The 15517-nt window shown below is 68.7% G+C and carries 15 protein-coding genes; 12 read left to right on the top strand and 3 right to left on the bottom strand.

What is annotated here, in order from left to right; genetic code table 11:
* Positions 1-110: 110 nt before the first annotated feature.
* Together msrA and KF892_22890 are read right to left on the bottom strand one after the other, a co-directional pair.
* Entirely contained in the window at positions 111-650 is a 540-nt protein-coding gene (gene msrA / locus KF892_22895; protein ID MBX3627875.1) for a peptide-methionine (S)-S-oxide reductase MsrA, read from the bottom strand.
* Positions 651-713: 63 nt separating this feature from the next.
* Complete coding sequence (locus tag KF892_22890) at positions 714-2783, bottom strand: TonB-dependent receptor (protein ID MBX3627874.1); 2070 nt, start codon at positions 2781-2783, stop codon at positions 714-716.
* A gap of 194 nt (positions 2784-2977) precedes the next feature.
* Here KF892_22890 and KF892_22885 point away from each other — a divergent pair, with 194 nt between their 5' ends.
* A complete protein-coding gene (locus KF892_22885; GenBank protein ID MBX3627873.1) occupies positions 2978-3790 on the top strand; it encodes a YdcF family protein in 813 nt (270 codons plus the stop codon).
* A 214-nt stretch (positions 3791-4004) separates the two neighbouring features.
* On the opposite strand, the gene KF892_22880 is transcribed toward KF892_22885, so the two are convergent.
* Positions 4005-5564, bottom strand: a complete 1560-nt coding sequence (locus tag KF892_22880; protein MBX3627872.1) for a UbiD family decarboxylase — start codon at positions 5562-5564, stop codon at positions 4005-4007.
* A 245-nt stretch (positions 5565-5809) separates the two neighbouring features.
* Between KF892_22880 and KF892_22875 the strand changes: the two genes are divergently transcribed.
* The 11 genes from KF892_22875 to ribB all read left to right on the top strand — a co-directional run bounded on the left by KF892_22875 (position 5810) and on the right by ribB (position 15513).
* Entirely contained in the window at positions 5810-6709 is a 900-nt protein-coding gene (locus tag KF892_22875; GenBank protein MBX3627871.1) for a lytic transglycosylase domain-containing protein, read from the top strand.
* A 233-nt stretch (positions 6710-6942) separates the two neighbouring features.
* On the top strand, positions 6943-8193 hold the full coding sequence (locus KF892_22870; protein MBX3627870.1) for a serine hydroxymethyltransferase: 1251 nt from the start codon (positions 6943-6945) through the stop codon (positions 8191-8193).
* A gap of 52 nt (positions 8194-8245) precedes the next feature.
* Positions 8246-8689 (top strand): transcriptional regulator NrdR, encoded by a 444-nt coding sequence (nrdR, locus tag KF892_22865; GenBank protein MBX3627869.1) that lies wholly within the window; start codon positions 8246-8248, stop codon positions 8687-8689.
* Positions 8690-8816: 127 nt separating this feature from the next.
* On the top strand, positions 8817-9344 hold the full coding sequence (locus tag KF892_22860) for a GspH/FimT family pseudopilin (GenBank protein ID MBX3627868.1): 528 nt from the start codon (positions 8817-8819) through the stop codon (positions 9342-9344).
* Between the two features lie 17 nt (positions 9345-9361).
* A complete protein-coding gene (locus KF892_22855; GenBank protein MBX3627867.1) occupies positions 9362-9796 on the top strand; it encodes a prepilin-type N-terminal cleavage/methylation domain-containing protein in 435 nt (144 codons plus the stop codon).
* A gap of 1 nt (position 9797) precedes the next feature.
* Positions 9798-10370, top strand: a complete 573-nt coding sequence (locus KF892_22850) for a prepilin-type N-terminal cleavage/methylation domain-containing protein (GenBank protein ID MBX3627866.1) — start codon at positions 9798-9800, stop codon at positions 10368-10370.
* On the top strand, positions 10367-11515 hold the full coding sequence (locus KF892_22845; protein ID MBX3627865.1) for a hypothetical protein: 1149 nt from the start codon (positions 10367-10369) through the stop codon (positions 11513-11515). The genes KF892_22850 and KF892_22845 overlap by 4 nt, the downstream gene beginning before the upstream one ends.
* A 7-nt stretch (positions 11516-11522) precedes the next feature.
* Entirely contained in the window at positions 11523-12521 is a 999-nt protein-coding gene (locus tag KF892_22840; GenBank protein ID MBX3627864.1) for a hypothetical protein, read from the top strand.
* A gap of 64 nt (positions 12522-12585) precedes the next feature.
* Positions 12586-13671 carry a bifunctional diaminohydroxyphosphoribosylaminopyrimidine deaminase/5-amino-6-(5-phosphoribosylamino)uracil reductase RibD gene (gene ribD, locus KF892_22835; protein MBX3627863.1) on the top strand — a complete coding sequence of 362 codons (1086 nt, stop codon included), beginning with the start codon at positions 12586-12588 and terminating at the stop codon, positions 13669-13671.
* A 13-nt stretch (positions 13672-13684) separates the two neighbouring features.
* Entirely contained in the window at positions 13685-14323 is a 639-nt protein-coding gene (locus tag KF892_22830) for a riboflavin synthase (GenBank protein MBX3627862.1), read from the top strand.
* A gap of 95 nt (positions 14324-14418) precedes the next feature.
* On the top strand, positions 14419-15513 hold the full coding sequence (ribB, locus tag KF892_22825; protein MBX3627861.1) for a 3,4-dihydroxy-2-butanone-4-phosphate synthase: 1095 nt from the start codon (positions 14419-14421) through the stop codon (positions 15511-15513).
* The last annotated feature ends 4 nt before the right edge of the window (positions 15514-15517 follow it).

The following is a 15517-nucleotide window of genomic DNA, read 5'->3' as shown; positions in this document are numbered from 1 at the left end:
ACGGTGTTGGGCAGTCTATCGAGGCTGCCGCGCAATCTTCACAGGAGAAGCACCGGGGGCAGCTGGGCCGCTGCCAAATCGCGCACGCTGCCCCGCGGGCCGTGAACGGCTCAGGCCGCCTTGACCCGGCTGGCGAAGGTCTTGCGGAATTTCTCCACCTTGGGCGCAACCACGAAAGCGCAGTAGCCCTGGTTGGGGTGCTGGGCGAAGTAGTGCTGGTGGTAGTCCTCGGCGCGCGAGTAGTTCGCCAGCGGCAGCACCTCGGTGACGATGGGCGAGCGGTAGGTGCCGCTCGCCGTCATCTCGGCGATCACCTCGCGCGCCACCTTTTCCTGCTCGGGCGAGCTGAAGTAGATGCCCGAGCGGTACTGCGTGCCCACGTCGTTGCCCTGCCGGTTGAGCGAGGTCGGGTCGTGCACGACGAAGAAGATCTCGAGCACCTCGCGCAGGCTGATCTGCTCGGTGTCGAAGCTCACGCGCACGACTTCGTTGTGGCCGGTGTTGCCGGTGCAGACCTGCTCGTAGCTCGGGTCGACCACGTGGCCGTTGGAATAGCCCGATTCGACGGCGGTCACGCCGTTCACACGCTCATAGACCGCCTCGGTGCACCAGAAGCAGCCGCCGCCCAGGGTGATGGTGTCAATGCTCATACCGACTCCGTCGCAGACAAGCGCCGATTCTGACAAGCCGGCCACGACTTGTCAGAAAGCTGGTCAGAAGGCATGGCTTGCGGTCACGGCCAGCAGCCAGTTCCGCGGGAGCCCCGGCTCGAAGAAGCGGCCATTGCCCTCGTTGACGATCACCGAGCCGGCATAGCGGCGGTCGGTCGCGTTGTCGAGGCGCACGAGCTGGGTGAAGCGCCAGCCGCCGAGCGACTGGGCGAAGCCGGCGCGCAGGTTGAGCAGCGTCACGGCGGGGGCGGCGTCGGTGTTGGCATCGTTGACCACCAGCGAGCCGGTGTGCACCACCTCGACGGCGCTGTGGAAGCCGCCCCAGGCCGCCTGGGGCGCCCAGGCCAGCTCGGCGAAAGCGCTGCGCTCGGGCGTGCCGGGCAGGCGGCGGCCGTCGGCGAAACGGGCGCGCAGCAGGTTGAGGCTCAGCGTGCTGCGCAGGCTGTCGGTGAGCTGCGCGACGTGCGTGAGTTCGAGACCGCGGCGCTCGGTGGGGCCGGCGTTGCGAAAGGTGGAGCGGCCGCCGCTGTTGGTGTCGACCACGATCTCGTCTTTGGTGTCGATGTCGTAGAGCGCGGCGTCGAGGCGCTGCACGCCGTCGACCTTCCACTTCGCGCCCAGCTCCAGGTGGCGGCTGCTGGAGGCGCGCAGGTCGGTGTTGAGGCCGGAGCCGACGTTGCGGTAGGCGAGCTCGGTGAAGGTGGGGGTCTCGTAGCCGCGGCCGGCGTTGAAGTAGACGTTGACCGTCTTCGCGGCGTGCCAGGCGAGGCCCAGCACCGGGTTCACGCCGCTGAAGCCGAGGCTGCCGCTGTCGTCGGGGTTGCCCGGCGTTCCAGTGGTGATGAAGCGGTCGTGGGTGCGGAAGCGCACGTCGATGCTGCGGGCGCCGGCGGTCAGCGTCCAGTCGCGGTGCAGGTCGACGCTGGCCTGCAGGTAGGCGTCGCGGTTGTCGACCACGTTGCGCTCGTCGCGCTTGAGGGAGCCCTCGACGCCGGCGTTGTTGATGTAACCCTGGCGGTTCTCGCGCATGCGGTCGTATTCGATGCCGCCGGTCAGGCGCAGCGCGCGGCCTTCGTCGAGCGTGATGCGGTGCGAGAGCTGCGCGCCCAGGCCGCTGTAGTTGCGGTCGAAGCGCACGATGCCGCCGCTGTGGGTATCGGCCAGCTGCGGCGCGAGCGGAATGCCGAGTGCGTTGAAGAGATTGCGCTCGCCGAGGTAGACGCGGCCGGTGAAGAGGGTGGCTTCGCTGAAGCGGTGCTCGATGACGCTGCCGAGCTGGTTCTGGCGCACGGTCTTGCGGGTGTCTTGCGTGAGCGCAGGCGCCGCCACCGAACGGGGGTTGGCCTCCCACTGCGCCCGAGTGAGGCCGAGCGGGTCTTGGGTGTCGGGCTGGTCGAGCGCGTTGACGACCACGCTCACGTGCGTGTCGCGCGTGAGGTCGCGCTGCCAGCGGCCGTTGAACTGTCCGCGGCGGGCGGCGCTGTGCTCGCGGTAGCCGTCGGTGTCGAAGCGCGAGGCGTCGAGGGTGATGCCGTCGCCTTGGGCGGTGGTGGTGCTGTACTTGAGGCCGAGCTTGCGCTGCTCGTAGGGGCCGGCCGCGCCGCTCACGGTGAAGGTGGGGGTGGGCGCGTCGTCTTCGGTGAAGACCTGCACCACGCCGCCGGCCGAGTTGCCGTAGAGCTGGGCCATCGGGCCGCGCAGCACCTCGATGCGGCCGGCAGACGCGAGCGACACGTTGGACGCCTGGCCCTGCCCGTCGGGCATGGTCGCGGGGATGCCGTCAACGATGAGGCGCACGCCCCGCACGCCGAAGGTCGAGCGCGTGCCGAAGCCGCGGATGGAGATCTGCAGGTCTTGTGCGTAGTTCTGGCGGTTGAGCGCCACGATGCCCGGCACGCGGTTGAGCACCTCCGACAGGTTGACCTGCGGGCCACCGTTGTCGATCACCTCGCGGGTGACGGCGCTGATGGCCGTGGGCGAGTCGAAGGCACTTTCACGCACGCGTTGCGCCGTGATGACCACCGGATCGAGCGCGTTGGAGATGCCTTGCGCGCTGGCGGCCTGGAGGGCAGCCAGCATGGGCACGGCGGCCCAGATCACGGTGAGTCGCATGGAAGCAGTTCTCGTTGCAAAGCGAGCGACTGTTCCACGGCGCCCTGGCCGCGGGAACCCCGGGCAATCGAGGAATTTGTCACCGATCGTGCGCCATGTCGGCGCAAACACTGAATGGGCATCGAGGGGCGGCCGGCACAATCCCGCCCGGGCCGAGGGAGGCCCGCCCACTTCCATCAAGAAAGAGAAACGGCATGAACGGCCTGCTGACGCTGCTCGGCATCGAGTCCTGGAAACCCGTGATGGCGGCGCTCGTGCTGCCGCCGCTGCCCTTCTTCCTGCTGCTGCTGATCGGCGCACGGCTGATCCTGCCGCGCCGCGGGCTGGGCTGGTTCGTGATCCTGCTGAGCCTGGCCGGCCTGTGGCTGAGCGCCTGCGTCGGCATGGGGCAGGTGCTGGTGCAGTTCGCACTCAAGCCGCCGGCGGCCCTGAGCACCGAGGCGATGGCTGAGCTGAAAGCGGCCGTGAAGGCCAAGGAGCCGGTGGCCATCGTCGTGCTGGGCGGCGGCGCCGAGCCGCTGGCGCCCGAGTACGGCATCTCGAACCTGGTGCCGGCGTCGCTTGAGCGCCTGCGCTACGGGCTGTGGCTCAGCCGCGAGACCGGCGCGCCGGTGGCGTTCAGCGGCGGGGTGGGCTGGGCGCAGGCGAGCGATGCGAAGCCCGAGGCCGAGGTGGCCGCGCGCATCGCGTCCCGCGAATTCGGCCAGCCGCTCAAGTGGCAGGAAGACCGCTCGCGCGATACCCGCGAGAACGCCGGCCACACGGTGCAGCTGCTCAAGCGCGACGGCGTCACCCGCATCGTGCTCGTCACCCACGGCTGGCACATGCCGCGTGCGCAGAAGATGTTCGAGCAGGCGGCGGGAGGCTCCGTCAAGGTTCAGCCGGCGCCCATGGGGCTGGCTCAGAACACCACGCGCCCGGTGCTGGACTGGATTCCCTCGCCAGCCGGCTACCAGAAGGTCCACCACGCCGTGCGCGAGCTGCTCGCCCTGCTGGTGCGCGCCTGAACAAACGTCGCCCAAAAAGCGAAGCCCCCTTCCAACCTCGCGGCGGAAGGGGGACGGACGGCTGACGCCATCGGTCGGGGCTCTGGAGGAAGTAGGTCCAGGGCTCCTATAGCGCAGTGACTGCGCCAGTGAGGATGCCTGCATGCAGGCTCCCTAAAACTAGATGACGGCCTGCATCAGCGCCAAGTGAGATCGTCTATGACGCGGCGCCGCATCATTGAGACGGCTTCATCAGGCGGTCGAAGAGGCCACTGACGCGCTGCTCCACCTCTGCGTCCATCTTGATGTTGCGCCCCCACTCGCGGCTGGTCTCGCCCGGCCACTTGTTGGTGGCGTCCAGCCCCATCTTGCCGCCCAGGCCGCTCACGGGCGAGGCGAAGTCGAGGTAGTCGATGGGCGTGTGCTCGACGAGCGTGGTGTCGCGCACCGGGTCGACGCGGGTGGTGATGGCCCAGATCACGTCTTGCCAGCTGCGGATGTCGACGTCGTCGTCGGTCACCACGATGAACTTGGTGTACATGAACTGGCGCAGGAAGCTCCAGATGCCGAACATCAACCGCTTGGCGTGGCCGGGGTAGCTCTTCTTGATGCTGACGATCGCCATCCGGTAGCTGCAACCTTCGGGCGGTAGATAGAAGTCGACGATCTCCGGGAATTGCTTCTGGAGGATCGGCACGAAGACTTCGTTCAGGGCGACACCCAGCACGGCCGGCTCGTCGGGCGGCTTGCCGGTGTAGGTGGAGTGGTAGATCGCATCGCGCCGCCGCAGCAGGCGGCTGAGCTCGAACACGGGGAACCAGTCCTGCTCGTTGTAGTAGCCGGTGTGGTCACCGAACGGGCCTTCGAGCGCGTGCAAGTAGCCACCCACCTCTTTGAGCGGCACACCGTGCGGGCTGGTGCCGGTGTAGCCGGGCGCGGCCGGTGGGATGTGGCCTTCGAGCACGATCTCGGCCCCGGCCGGCGCCTGCAGCATCACGCCCTGGTCGCCGACGGCGGTGTCGAACACCTCGGTGCGGCTACCGCGCAGCAGGCCGGCGAACTGGTACTCCGACAGCGTGTCGGGCACGGGGGTCACGGCACCGAGGATGGTCGCCGGGTCGGCCCCCAGCGCCACGGCGATCGGGAACGCCTGGCCAGGCCGGGCCAGGGCGAAGTCCCGGAAATCAAGCGCTCCACCCCGGTGGGTGAGCCAACGCATGATGACCTGGCGCGGGCCGATCACCTGCTGGCGGTAGATGCCCAGGTTCTGCCGCTTGCGGGCGTTGGGCGTGCCTTGCGGCCCGCGGGTGATCACCAGACCCCAGGTGATCAAGGGGGCGACGTCTCCGGGCCAGCAGGTCTGGATGGGCAGTTGGCTGAGGTCGATCTCGTCGCCGGTCAAGACTTCCTCGTGGCAGGCGGCTTTGCCGGTAACGGCGGGCTTCATGTCCCACAAAGCCTTGGCCATCTGTAACAAGCGACCGGTGTCTTTCAGACCTTTCGGCGGCTCCGGCTCCTTCAGGCTGGCCAGCACGCGGCCCACATCCCGCAGCTCGTTTACCTCGGTAGCCCCCATGCCAAGGGCCACTCGTTTCGGGGTACCGAAGAGGTTCGTCAAGGCGGAAAATTTGTAACCACTGGGGTTCTTGAACCACAGCGCCGGACCTCCGGAACGGAGGACCTTGTCACTGAGCGCTGTCATTTCAAGCCGCGCGGAGACTGGCTCGGCGACCTGCCGCAGCTCGCCGAGGCGTTCCAGGCCGGCCATGAAGTCCCGCAGATCGCGATATTTCATGCTTTCCAGTTATGAAAGGTCATTTTTATATCCTTGACCAGTTATGACCCGGTCCAACAGAATCCGCGCCGCACCTGACACAGATCAGGGATAACCCGCGCCGATGACTGGTTCAGCAAAGCCGGAAGTCCGACAGGCGCACGCTGCCTAATCCCGCACGCCACTTGCCGAGGGATTATCACTGTCCACTTTCCCAGCCACGGGCATCCGCTGGCCGGGAGCGAGACAGAGAAGAAAGGAGTGACATGACAGCGCTTCAGAATTTGCTCTCGCACCTGCAATCGGCCCGCACCCGGGCCGCAGGCTCCGCAACCGTTTTTCTCCGCGACGTGGGCCACGGCCTGCTCGAAGTCAGCCACAACACCCTGGCCCTGGTGGGTCTGGTGATCGTCGCCATGCTGGTCTTCCTGTTCAGCCACCGCGACCTGAGCCAGGGTGTCGAACAGAAAGCCCTGAGCTGGCTGCAGGCCCGGCACGAGGCCCGCACGGCCGGCACGCTGGAAGCCCTGGCGGGGCTGAACGAGCCCGACGCCATCACCCGCGCCACCGCCAGCGACCCCCGCGAACTGACCCGCCAGCAGGCGGCCGTCGCCACCTGGCTGTCTCGCCGCTACCGCGTGGCGCCGGAGCCGGTGGCCCGCCTGGTGCAGGAAGCCTGGACGGTCGGCGCCAAGGCGAACCTGGAGCCGACGCTGATCCTCGCCATCATGGCCATCGAGTCGAGCTTCAACCCGTTCGCGCAGAGCCCGGTCGGCGCACAAGGCCTGATGCAGGTGATGACGCGCGTGCATGACGACAAGTACGAGGCCTTCGGTGGCAACCACGCGGCCTTCGACCCGGTGACCAACCTGCGCGTCGGCGTGCAGGTGCTCAAGGAATGCATCTCGCGCGCCGGTGGCCTGGAAGCGGGCCTGCGCTACTACGTCGGCGCGGCCAACCTGGCCGACGATGGCGGCTACGCGGGCAAGGTGCTGGCCGAGCAGGAGCACCTGCGCCAGGTCGCCGCGGGCAAGAGCGTGTCGATCACCGCGCCGTTGATCCTGCCGGCGCCCGTCACGGTACCCGCCACCCTGACCGGACCCGACGCCAAGCCGGCGTCACCGGGTGAGAAGTCGACCACGGACCAGGTGGCCCTGGCCGGCTGACTCCCCCACGTGAACGTGGCAGGCACGACCTGCCGCGCTACACTCCCACCCGCTGCGCAACTGGCGATGGGGCCCCGGTCTGATGACTGCGGAGCCTGAGGTGGTGAACCACTGGGAAGCGCGGCCCGCTCCAGATGTTTGGAGCCGGTTCCGCCGTTCGCCTGGGCAGCCCCGAGATCGCATCTCCCGATGCAGATGGTCGACGGGACACACCTGACCTAGAGAACCGCCACATGTTCGACCGCGCCAAATCCACCATTGCCTCCGTTGACCCCGAACTCTGGGCCGCGATCCAGAGCGAGAACCAACGCCAGGAAGACCACATCGAGCTGATCGCCTCCGAGAACTACACCTCGCCGGCCGTCATGGCTGCACAAGGCAGCCAACTCACCAACAAGTACGCCGAGGGCTACCCCGGCAAGCGCTATTACGGCGGCTGCGAGTACGTCGACATCGTCGAGCAGCTGGCGATCGACCGGCTGAAGCAACTCTTCGGCGCCCAGTTCGCCAACGTGCAGGCCAACTCGGGCTCGCAGGCCAACCAGTCGGTCTTCTTCGGCCTGCTGCAGCCCGGCGACACCATCATGGGCATGAGCCTCGCCGAAGGCGGCCACCTGACACACGGCATGCCGCTCAACATGAGCGGCAAGTGGTTCAAGGTGGTGAGCTACGGCCTCGACAAGAACGAAGCCATCGACTACGACGCGATGGAGCGCCTGGCCCACGAACACAAGCCCAAGCTGATCATTGCCGGCGCCTCGGCCTACGCCCTGCGCATCGACTTCGAGCGCTTCGCCAAGGTCGCCAAGGCCATCGGTGCCTACTTCATGGTCGACATGGCCCACTACGCCGGCCTGATCGCCGCGGGGGTGTACCCGAATCCGGTGCCCTTCGCCGACGTCGTCACCTCCACCACCCACAAGAGCCTGCGCGGCCCGCGCGGCGGCGTGGTGCTGATGAACAACGAAGACATCGCCAAGAAGATCAACAGCGCGATCTTCCCGGGCATCCAGGGCGGCCCGCTGATGCACGTGATCGCCGGCAAGGCCGTCGCCTTCAAGGAAGCGCTGTCGCCCGAATTCAAGGCCTACCAGCAGCAGGTGGTGAAGAACGCCGCCGTGCTGGCCGACACGCTCACGCAGCGCGGCCTGCGCATCGTCTCGGGCCGCACCGAAAGCCACGTGATGCTGGTCGACCTGCGCCCGAAGAACCTGACCGGCAAGGAAGCCGAGGCCATCCTGGGCGCGGCCCACATGACCTGCAACAAGAACGGCATCCCCAACGACCCGCAGAAGCCGATGGTCACGAGCGGCATCCGCCTCGGCTCACCGGCGTTCACCACGCGCGGGTTCAAGGAAGAGCAGGCGCGCATCACCGCCAACCTGATCGCCGACGTGCTGGACAAGCCGCACGATGAGGCAAACATCGCGGCCGTGCGCGCCAAGGTCACCGCGCTGACCCGCGAGTTCCCGGTTTACCGATAAGCCGAGAAGGGGTTGCGCAGCAACCCCGCCCTCGTTTTTGGCGGAGCCGCCGATGCGTTGCCCCTTCTGCTCCCACGAAGACACCCAAGTCGTCGAGACCCGCGAGTCCGACGAGGGTGACGTCGTGCGCCGCCGTCGGCGCTGCCAGAGCTGCGACAAGCGCTTCACCACCTACGAGCGCGCTGAAATCGCGCTGCCCTCGGTCGTCAAGAAAGACGGCACCCGCGCCGAGTTCGACATTGGCAAGGTGCGCGCCTCGATGACGCTTGCGCTGCGCAAGCGCCCGGTCAGCGTCGAACAGATCGACGCGGCGCTCGAGCGCATTCAAGACAAGCTGCTCAACAGCGGCGCGAAGGAAGTGGCGTCGACCAAGGTCGGCGAATTCGTGATGCGCGAGCTCAAGCGCATCGACAAGGTGGCCTACGTGCGCTTCGCCTCGGTCTACCGCAGCTTCGAAGACGTGGACGAGTTCCGGCAGCTGATCCGCGACATCTGATCCTCTCTTTTGCTGACCCCCACCCGGGTGCCCTCACCAGTGGCCCGGGGATTTCCCCCGCGCGGTGGAAGCCACACCGCGGTGCATTTTCTACAGTGCCCTCACACCAAAACAGAGGGAGGGCACCATGCACACCGGGAGCGCCGCAGCACGCGGCTTAACCTTGATCGAGACGATGGCCACGCTCGCCGTGGCCGGCATTGTCACGACGGCCGCGGTGCCGTCGCTTCATGGCTGGGCCGACCAGCAGCGGCTCAAGGGCATCGCAGGCGAACTGTCGAGCGACCTTCAACATGCCCGCACCGAAGCGCTGCTTCGCAACGAAGGCGTGCGCATCACCTTCGCCGGCACCGCCTGCTACATCGTGCACACCGGCGCCAGCGACCGTTGCCATTGCGACGCCGATGGCACGGGCCGCTGCGACGACGGCGCAGCCCCGATCAAGACGGTGGCACTGCCCACGGGCCAGGGCCTCTCGCTCCAGTCCAACGTGCGCTCAGTGCTCTTCGCACCCGAGCACGGCACTGCCAGCCCGACCGCCACGCTGCGCGTGAGCGGCGCCCAGGGCCGCACGGTGCAGCACACCGTCAACCTGATGGGCCGTGTGCGCTCGTGCGCGGCCCACGGCGCGGTCCCGGGCTACAGCGCCTGCTGACCGTGGAGGCCTTGACCATGCAACGCCTCCAGCACGGCTTCACGCTCATCGAGATGATGGTCGTCACCGCCATCGTCGGCATCCTCGCGGGCATCGCCGTCCCGAGCTTCCAGGGCCCGCTCTACAAGGCACGGCGCATCGACGGCGTGAGCGCCCTGCTGCAGCTGCAGTTGAGCCAGGAGCAATGGCGCTCCAGCAACACGCAGTACGCCAGCCTCGCCGAGCTGCGCACGCCGGCCGCCTCGGGGCTGCGCTACTACACGCTCGCCGTGGCGGACACGAGCGCTTCGGGTTATTCGCTCGTCGCCACCGCGACCGGCGCACAAGCCGGCGACCGCCCCTGCCGCGTGTTGCGGATCGTGGTTGCCAACGGCCAGACCACCCGCGCGTCGGGCGAGGACGAGCGCCACACCAACACCGATGCCGACAACCGCCGCTGCTGGGGCCTCTGAGATGACGCGCGCTTACACACAACGCGGCCTCACGCTGGTCGAGCTGATGGTCGGCCTGGCCATCGCCCTGCTGCTCACCGCTGTCGCACTGCTCGCGATGAGCCAGCACCTGCGCGAAAACCACCGCCTGCTGGTCGAGGCACGGCTCACGCAAGACCTGCAGGCCATCGCCGACCTGGTGTCGCGCGACCTGCGCCGCGCCGGCCCACTGGCCGTGCAGGGCGACGGCGTGCGCTTCAGCCCGGCAGGCAGCCCCGAACAGCTCGCCTATCGGCTGCAGGACGGCGTCGTCAGCATGAAGATCGGCGACGGCCACTGGCAGGCGATGAACGATGCCCAGACCTTGCGCGTCTCGTCCTTGCGCTTCGTGCCACGCACGCAGGAGATCGTGCTCGACGGCACCTGCCGCGAAGCCTGCAGCGACGCCACGCCGAACTGCCCGCCCCGCCAGCAGCTGCGCAGCATCGACATCGAACTCACCGCGCAAGCCGTGCACGGCACCCGCTGGACCCGCACCGCCACGCGCCACGTGCAGCTCCGCCACGACGCGCTCACTGGCGCGTGCCCGGCATGAAGCCCACCCAACGCGGCGCGGCCGCCCTGCCCGTCACGCTGATGCTCGCGTTCGCGGTGCTGCTCGCCGTGGCGTTCGCCAACCGCAGCGTGCTGATGCAGGTGCGCAGCTCGGTGCACCAGCTGCACACGGCGCAGGCGCAGGAAGCCGCCCAGGCCGGGCTTGCGTGGGCGCTGGCCCAGCTCAACCGCAGCGCACCCATCGGCGAGGACTGCCGTGCCGCCGACGCCGCCTCCGGCACGGCATGGCACGCACAGGCGCGGCTCGGACCCCTACAAGCCAGCTGTGTCGCCGACGGCGCAGGGTGGGCCTGCCATTGCCCGCGCGGCGGTGAGCCCCGCTCGGTGCAACACGCGTCGGCCCCTGCCTTCCGCGTTCAGCTCACCGCTGATCCGTCACGAGCGGAACGCTGGCAGCTGGTGTCTGTCGGCCAGGGTACCGAAGCCGGACGACGCGTCGAGCTGCGCCAGAGCATCGGCCGTGTGCCGGGGCTCGACACCCTGCCCGCCGCCACCCTTGCCGTGCGGGGCAACGTCAGTTTCACCGGCGACGTCACACTCACCCACACCGATGCCGCATCCGGCGGCGTCACGCTGCATGCCGGCGGCAGCGTGCAGGGCGCCGGCCTGCGGTCGATCAGCACACCCGGCACGCCTTCGCGTGCCTCGATCTTGAGCCAAGAGCCTGGATTGGCCGGCCTCAGCGCACAAGGCCTGCACGCGAGCGTCTTCCGCATGAGCCCCGCCCACTGGCGAGAGCAGCCGGGCGCCACCACGCTGAGCTGCCGCACCGCCTGCGATGCCGCGCTGGCCGAGGCTGCCCGCGAGCACACGCTGATCGCGCTCGACGGTGGCCTGCGCGTCGACACCGCGTTGACCCTGGGCTCACCCGAGCGACCCGTGCTGCTCGTGGTCGACGGGCCAGTCGAACTGAACGCCGCAGTGACCCTCCACGGCCTCGTCTACCTGCGCCACCCGCAGTGGACCGACACCGTGGGCGCCACGGTTCGCGGCGCGGTCATCGCCGAGAACGACCTGCAGGCCCACGGGCCGACCGCCATCCACCACGACGCCGCACTCCTCCAAACCCTGCAACAGCGCAGCGGCACCTTCACCCCCGTCGCCGGCAGCTGGCGCGACCTGTGAGACACCCATGAATGCACGCCGACCTCATCAACACGGGGCCAGCCTGGTCGAGGGCCTGGTGGCGCTGCTCGTGCTGTCGCTGAGCCTCGTCGCCACGGTGCGGCTGCAAGCCTGGCTGCGACAACACAGCGACCTCGCCCGCGAGCGCAGCGAAGCCGTGCAGCAGGCGCAGCGGGCGCTGGAGACCCAACGCGGGGTTCGCGAACTGACGGCCTTCGACCGCGACACGCCGCGCGAGGCCAGCGCCAGCACGCTCACCACCACCTTCCGCCTCGAACACGACACCGCCCTCCACGACGGCCTCAAGACCGCACGTGTCACCGTGCACTGGCAGCCCCGCGCCGGCGACGGGCAGCAACTTCAGCTCACCTCCAGCACGGTGCGGCTCGCCCCGGTCTATTCGGCGCTGCTCGACGTGCCGCCGCAAGACCGCGTGCTCGCGAACCAGCGGGTGTCGAACACCGGCGCGCGCACCGTTTCCGATGGGCGCAGCGTGGTCAAACCCACCGCCGAGAGCCGCATCGCCTGGGTAATCGACAACGCCACCGGCGAGATCCAGCTTCAGTGCACGGTGGCCGCGTCGGCGCAGGCGCGCGACCTGCGTGTCGACGACCTGCCGAACTGCGAGCCGTTCTCGGCCCGGCTGGTGCGTGGGTTCATCCGCTTCGCGCTCTCCACCTCCCCGGACCCATTGCACGCCAACGACGCACCCCTGCAGCTGTCGGTCCAGGCCGGCTCGCAGCGCTGCGATAGCGAAGTCATCGCCACCGACGGCGACCGCTACATCGCCTATGCCTGCGCCGTGGCCTCGACCGACGCCGAGCCCGCGCTGCAGCCCCAAGGCTGGGCCTTCGGGCTCACCGCGGGCACCTTCAAGGCCTGCCGCTATCCGGGCAGCGGCCGTGCGCCTCGCAACTACCTGGTCATCCGCGGTGACCTCGATTGCCCGAGCGCCGTTCCGCCGCACAATGGCGCTCCCGTGGTCACCGTCCAGCATCAGCCTTGAGCGTGGTGGCCCGCACCGGCCACCGATGAAGACACCCGAACACTCCCCCGCCGACGAAGCCTTCATGCGCGAGGCGCTGGCCCTCGCCGCGCAATCCATCGGCCTGTCCGAGCCCAATCCGCGCGTCGGCTGCGTGATCACCACCGCCACCGGCCAGGTGCTCGGCCGGGGCTTCACGCAGGAAGCCGGCGGGCCCCATGCCGAAGTGATGGCCCTGCGCGACGCCGCAGCCAAGGGGCACGATGTGCGCGGTGCTACCGCCTACGTCACGCTCGAACCCTGCTCGCACCACGGTCGCACGCCGCCCTGCTGCGATGCGCTGATCGCCGCGGGCCTGGGCCGTGTGGTGGCCGCCTCGCAAGACCCGAACCCGCTCGTGGCCGGCAAGGGCAGCGAGCGGCTGCGCGCGCACGGCATGGCCGTCACGACCGGCCTGCTGGCCGACGAGTCGCGCGAGCTCAACATCGGCTTCTTCTCGCGCATGTTGCGCAAGCGCCCGTGGGTGCGCCTCAAGTCGGCCATCTCGCTCGACGGCCGCACCGCGCTCGAGAACGGCCAGAGCCAGTGGATCACCGGCGTCGAGGCCCGCACCGATGGCCACGCTTTCCGCAAGCGCGCCGGGGCCATCCTCACCGGCGTGGGCACCGTGCTCGAAGACGACCCGCGGCTCGACGTGCGCCTGGTCGAGACACCCAAGCAGCCGCTGCGCGTGATCGTCGACTCGCGCCTGGAGACGCCGCCCAGCGCGAAGATCCTCCAGCCGCCGGGCCAAGTGCTGCTCTACGCTGCCGTGCACGACAAGAGCCGCGAAGCAGCGCTGAAAGCCCACGGGGCCGAGATCGCGTTCGCTCCTGGCCCGTCGGGCAAGGTCGACCTGCCCAGCATGCTCACCGACCTGGCCCAGCGTGGCGTCAACGAGCTGCACGTCGAAGCCGGCCACAAGCTCTCGGGCTCCTTCGTGCGCGAAGGGCTCGTCGACGAGTTGCTCGTCTACCAGGCGCCCACGCTTGTCGGCCTCGGCCAGGGCCTCGCGAGCTTCGGCCCCTTGGACACGCTGGAAGATGCGCTTGCGCTACGCTTCGTCAGCATCGAGCGCGTGGGCCCCGACCTGCGCCTCATCGCCCGGCCTCCCGGCCGCGAACACTTCTGATCTTCCACCCACCATGTTCACAGGCATCATCACCGGCGTCGGCCGCATCACCGCCGTCAAGGCGCTCGGCACCGACACATCGCACGGCAAGCAGCTCGCCATCGAAACCCCCGCCGGCTACCTCGACGACGTGCAACTCGGCGACAGCATCGCGCTCAACGGCGCCTGCATGACCGTCACCACCTTCGACGCGGCGGCCAAGCGCTTCACCATCGACATCTCGGCCGAAAGCCTCGACAAGACCGCCGGCCTCGACCAGCCCGGCCCCGTCAACCTGGAAAAGGCCCTGCGCGCCCACGACCGCCTGGGCGGCCACATCGTGAGCGGCCACGTCGACGGCATCGGTGAGGTGAGCCACTTCGCCCCGGTCGGCGAATCGTGGGAGTTGCGCATCCAGGCGCCCAAGGCACTGGCCAAGTTCCTGGCGTACAAGGGTTCGATCACCGTCAACGGCGTGAGCCTCACCGTCAACCGCGTGGCCGACCTGCCGGCGGCCTGCGAGTTCAGCATCAACCTGATCCCGCACACCATCGAGAACACGGCGCTCGGCGCACTCAAGGCGGGCTCGAAGGTCAACCTCGAGATCGACCTCATCGCCCGCTACGTCGAGCGCATGCTCACTGTCGAAGGAGCGAGCAAAGCAAGCGACTGATCGAGCAACCCCCACGGAACCGGCTTTGCCGGGCCGTAGGGTGGCGCCCCTTGGGGCAGGAGCGCAGCGACTGAGGGGCCAACTTACAATACGGGATGCCCATTTCACCCGTCCCAGAGCTCATCGCGGAGCTCGCAGCAGGCCGCATGGTCATCCTCGTCGACGAGGAAGATCGCGAAAACGAGGGCGACCTCGTGCTCGCCGCCGACCATGTGACCCCCGAAGCGATCAACTTCATGGCCAAGTACGGCCGTGGCCTGATCTGCCTCACCCTCACCCGCGAACGCTGCGAACGCCTGCGCCTGCCGCCGATGGCCCAGCGCAACGGCACGCAGCACGGCACCGCCTTCACGGTGTCCATCGAAGCGGCCACCGGCGTGACCACCGGCATCTCGGCCGCCGACCGCGCCCGCACCATCGAAGCGGCCGTCGCCAAGGACGCGCAGGCGAGCGACCTGGTGCAGCCCGGCCACATCTTCCCGCTGCAGGCGAAAGATGGCGGCGTGCTCATGCGCGCCGGCCACACCGAAGCCGGCTGCGACCTGGCCGCGATGGCCGGCCTGAGCCCTGCCTCGGTGATCTGCGAGATCATGAAGGACGACGGCACGATGGCCCGCCTGCCCGACCTCGAAGTCTTCGCCAAGGAACACGGCCTCAAGATCGGCACCATCGCCGACCTCATCGGCTACCGCAGCCGCAACGAGAGCCTGATCGAGCGTGTGAGCCAGCGTCAGCTGTCCACGCCGTATGGCACCTTCGATGGCACCGTCTTCCGCGATCGCACCGGCGGCGTGCACCTCACCCTGGCACACGGTGCGATCAACACGGGCGACGAGGTGCTGGTGCGCGTGCACGAGCCGCTGTCGGTGATGGACCTGCTCGACACCGGCAGCTGTGGCCACTCCTGGCCCCTGCCCAAGGCGCTCCAGGCCGTGCAGGCCGCCGGCCGCGGCGTGGCCGTTCTGATGAACTGCTCGGCCGACACCAGCTCGCTGCTCACCCACCTGGGCGCACCACCTGACACGATTGCCCCGCGCGGCCAGATGGACCTGCGCACCTACGGCATCGGCGCACAGATCCTGCGCGAGCTGGGCGTGACCAAGATGAAGCTCCTCGGCAGCCCGCGCCGCATGCCCAGCATGACCGGCTACGGCCTGGAAGTGACCGGCTTCCTCGCCCCCGAACACTGAAAAC

The sequence above is a fragment of the Rhizobacter sp. genome, assembly GCA_019635355.1.
Lineage (GTDB): Bacteria > Pseudomonadota > Gammaproteobacteria > Burkholderiales > Burkholderiaceae_C > Rhizobacter.
The sequence above is the reverse complement of the archived record's forward strand: the minus strand, read 5'-3'. Positions and strand labels throughout refer to the sequence as shown.

Excerpts from the sequence above, each read along its gene's own strand:
- KF892_22840 (MBX3627864.1), top strand. The coding sequence starts at position 11,523 with ATGAATGCACGCCGACCTCATCAACACGGGGCCAGCCTGGTCGAGGGC.
- ribB (MBX3627861.1), top strand. The coding sequence starts at position 14,419 with ATGCCCATTTCACCCGTCCCAGAGCTCATCGCGGAGCTCGCAGCAGGC.
- KF892_22860 (MBX3627868.1), top strand. The coding sequence starts at position 8,817 with ATGCACACCGGGAGCGCCGCAGCACGCGGCTTAACCTTGATCGAGACG.
- nrdR (MBX3627869.1), top strand. The coding sequence starts at position 8,246 with ATGCGTTGCCCCTTCTGCTCCCACGAAGACACCCAAGTCGTCGAGACC.
- KF892_22885 (MBX3627873.1), top strand. The coding sequence starts at position 2,978 with ATGAACGGCCTGCTGACGCTGCTCGGCATCGAGTCCTGGAAACCCGTG.
- KF892_22875 (MBX3627871.1), top strand. The coding sequence starts at position 5,810 with ATGACAGCGCTTCAGAATTTGCTCTCGCACCTGCAATCGGCCCGCACC.
- KF892_22855 (MBX3627867.1), top strand. The coding sequence starts at position 9,362 with ATGCAACGCCTCCAGCACGGCTTCACGCTCATCGAGATGATGGTCGTC.
- msrA (MBX3627875.1), bottom strand. The coding sequence starts at position 650 with ATGAGCATTGACACCATCACCCTGGGCGGCGGCTGCTTCTGGTGCACC.
- KF892_22845 (MBX3627865.1), top strand. The coding sequence starts at position 10,367 with ATGAAGCCCACCCAACGCGGCGCGGCCGCCCTGCCCGTCACGCTGATG.
- KF892_22870 (MBX3627870.1), top strand. The coding sequence starts at position 6,943 with ATGTTCGACCGCGCCAAATCCACCATTGCCTCCGTTGACCCCGAACTC.
- KF892_22890 (MBX3627874.1), bottom strand. The coding sequence starts at position 2,783 with ATGCGACTCACCGTGATCTGGGCCGCCGTGCCCATGCTGGCTGCCCTC.
- KF892_22880 (MBX3627872.1), bottom strand. The coding sequence starts at position 5,564 with ATGAAATATCGCGATCTGCGGGACTTCATGGCCGGCCTGGAACGCCTC.
- KF892_22850 (MBX3627866.1), top strand. The coding sequence starts at position 9,798 with ATGACGCGCGCTTACACACAACGCGGCCTCACGCTGGTCGAGCTGATG.
- ribD (MBX3627863.1), top strand. The coding sequence starts at position 12,586 with ATGCGCGAGGCGCTGGCCCTCGCCGCGCAATCCATCGGCCTGTCCGAG.
- KF892_22830 (MBX3627862.1), top strand. The coding sequence starts at position 13,685 with ATGTTCACAGGCATCATCACCGGCGTCGGCCGCATCACCGCCGTCAAG.